The following is a 2,097-nucleotide window of genomic DNA, read 5'->3' on the forward strand; positions in this document are numbered from 1 at the left end:
CGCCAAATCCCGATAGGAGTACATCCGTACTCCACCCGCAAAACCTGTAACCCCTCCCCCTTCAAAGTCAGCCGCTATAGCGGCAAGGACAGGTATCGTCATGCCCAAGCATCAGCCAGAACTGGCCCGCATCTACAACGTGTTCGGTCTCAGCTCAAACCATGAATTATCGACTCTCTTGGTCAATATTGAAAACACGAAGCGCTTCTCCGATCTGTTGTGCGCAGTGGAGCGTGAGTTTTTTATGGTGCCCGGCGAGCCATCCGATGAGCCAGAAGACGATGGGCTTACGATAGATGACGACTGCCTGGTTAATAGATGGGGGTCGTCGCCGGCCGAATACATCAAGCAATTCAAGGCAGCGTTACCAATAGCTGCCGCGAACTTGGTGACGGCCTACCAGGCGCTCGAATTCGGTGAAAAGTGGTCGCTTGACGGTGAAAACGGCTCCTGGGATTACGACAGCCTCGACGAGTTGATCAAGGACAACTACGGCCACGACAGCGATGGCGACGGGCATCCGGCCAGCTACAGGCCTGGCCTGTACGAAGGCGGCACGGTCTATCGCGGGACTGTGTGCAAGGACGACCCCGCACGCTTCCTACCAGATGCCGACGATGTGACAGAGCGAATGTATGAAAACGCCTGCGATAGCGACGCTGGAGAATGGGTTGATGCCTATCCAGACCTAAGCAAGGCGGCCGAGGCAGAACTGCAGATCGCTCTCGCACCGCTAAAGGCCTGGGCGCGCAGGCATTGCCAGCCAGATTTCTTCACGATCAAGCACATCACGGCACACATCGTCACCGATGAGGATGTAAGCCGGAGCAGGAGGCCATGATGGCCCCCCTCTGGTTCGCCTACGTCTTCATCTATCGAGTGGCAAGGTCATGACTGACAGAGAATTGCTGGAGCTGGCAGCCAAGGCTTCCGGGATGGAAGTAAACACAAACTATACAGATAGATATTTCCCAGAAGACTGTATGCCCGACGCTGAGTCTCCATCACTGCTCGTCTATGGACGTGGCAAGTGGAATCCATTCGTCGACGATGGGGATGCTTTCCGGCTAGCGGTTCAACTTGGCCTAATGCTCGATATTTATACAGGCGAGAAGGTCGGCCCAAATGGCGAGTACGAACTGAACATCTCCGATGCTTGGCACATTCGACCCGACGGCAAAGGTGGCGGAGAGGCATCTTCGGAGCAGCACCACAACGACGCGTATAGCGCCACACGCCGCGCAATCACCCGCGCCGCCGCCGAAATCGGCAAAACACTCCCCTAACCCCAATCCCCCTACATGCCTGCCGGTGAGCGGCGGGCGAGGTATGCGCTATGCCTGAAATAAAGTGCCACATGGGCCACGCCCAGCACGTCAGCACCACAGATTGGGTTGCAGCGCTGACGCTGGATCAACTCCGGTTCGCTCGGGACGCCATGGACGAAAAGATCAAAGCCGCTGAGGCAACGCCCAAACGTGTGGTTTGGCGAGTCTGTCGCGGCGGTGTTTGCGAAGGCAACTACCCCGAAGATCAATACGAGAAAGCCGCCGACCACCTGCTTCGCATCTTCAAAGCGAAATTCATGGAAGAGGCAGCGGACTACGTGAAGAAGCCCTACGGCACCGAAACGTTCCGTCACGAGCTGCCAAGCATCGAAATCGAGCGCGTGACCCAGTTCGAGTACGACACCGAGTGGTTTCCCGCCAAACCCTAACCCACCTTATGCCGCCCAGCGCGGCAAGGACACCCCCTATGTCTCAGATAGAAATATGGGAAGGACGAAAGTTCGCCGCGCAGATGATTGAGCAGGCATCCCATCTGCCCAAGTGCATGTTCGATGATCGCGGTCCGGTGGAGACGATGGTGATCAACCTCGAGGCGGCATCGCAGGCTCACCCCGCTGACTATGCGAAAGGTATCCACCAGGTTATCGAGGTGGCCCGCCATGCCCAACTTTGACGTGCACGAACGACGGGAGGATGGCGGCGTAGGTCGCCTGCTCGACGTGATCGACCGCGTACCGGAGCGCATGAAATCCGGACTGTTCATCGAATTCGACGGCGAGATGTTCCAGGTACTGACCGGCATCCGCAA

The 2,097-nt window shown here is 57.2% G+C and carries 4 protein-coding genes; all 4 read left to right on the forward strand.

What is annotated here, in order from left to right; all coding sequences use genetic code 11:
* Nucleotides 1-100 precede the first annotated feature (100 nt).
* The 4 genes from JJD66_RS27830 to JJD66_RS27845 are packed head-to-tail and all read left to right on the forward strand — an operon-like array spanning nt 101 to nt 1,962.
* The gene (locus tag JJD66_RS27830; protein ID WP_200649522.1) at nt 101-841 is read left to right on the forward strand and encodes a hypothetical protein; all 741 of its coding nucleotides are present in this window, start codon (nt 101-103) and stop codon (nt 839-841) included.
* Nucleotides 842-890: 49 nt separating this feature from the next.
* Nucleotides 891-1,286, forward strand: a complete 396-nt coding sequence (locus tag JJD66_RS27835; RefSeq protein ID WP_200649523.1) for a hypothetical protein — start codon at nt 891-893, stop codon at nt 1,284-1,286.
* A gap of 50 nt (nt 1,287-1,336) precedes the next feature.
* Nucleotides 1,337-1,717 carry a hypothetical protein gene (locus JJD66_RS27840; protein WP_200649524.1) on the forward strand — a complete coding sequence of 127 codons (381 nt, stop codon included), beginning with the start codon at nt 1,337-1,339 and terminating at the stop codon, nt 1,715-1,717.
* A 38-nt stretch (nt 1,718-1,755) separates the two neighbouring features.
* A complete protein-coding gene (locus JJD66_RS27845) occupies nt 1,756-1,962 on the forward strand; it encodes a hypothetical protein (protein ID WP_200649525.1) in 207 nt (68 codons plus the stop codon).
* Nucleotides 1,963-2,097: the final 135 nt, after the last annotated feature.

The organism is Pseudomonas sp. MF6751, assembly GCF_016613265.1.
Classification (GTDB): Bacteria; Pseudomonadota; Gammaproteobacteria; order Pseudomonadales; family Pseudomonadaceae; genus Aquipseudomonas; species Aquipseudomonas fluorescens_BV.

Excerpts from the sequence above, each read along its gene's own strand:
- JJD66_RS27845 (WP_200649525.1), top strand. The coding sequence starts at position 1,756 with ATGTCTCAGATAGAAATATGGGAAGGACGAAAGTTCGCCGCGCAGATG.
- JJD66_RS27840 (WP_200649524.1), top strand. The coding sequence starts at position 1,337 with ATGCCTGAAATAAAGTGCCACATGGGCCACGCCCAGCACGTCAGCACC.
- JJD66_RS27835 (WP_200649523.1), top strand. The coding sequence starts at position 891 with ATGACTGACAGAGAATTGCTGGAGCTGGCAGCCAAGGCTTCCGGGATG.
- JJD66_RS27830 (WP_200649522.1), top strand. The coding sequence starts at position 101 with ATGCCCAAGCATCAGCCAGAACTGGCCCGCATCTACAACGTGTTCGGT.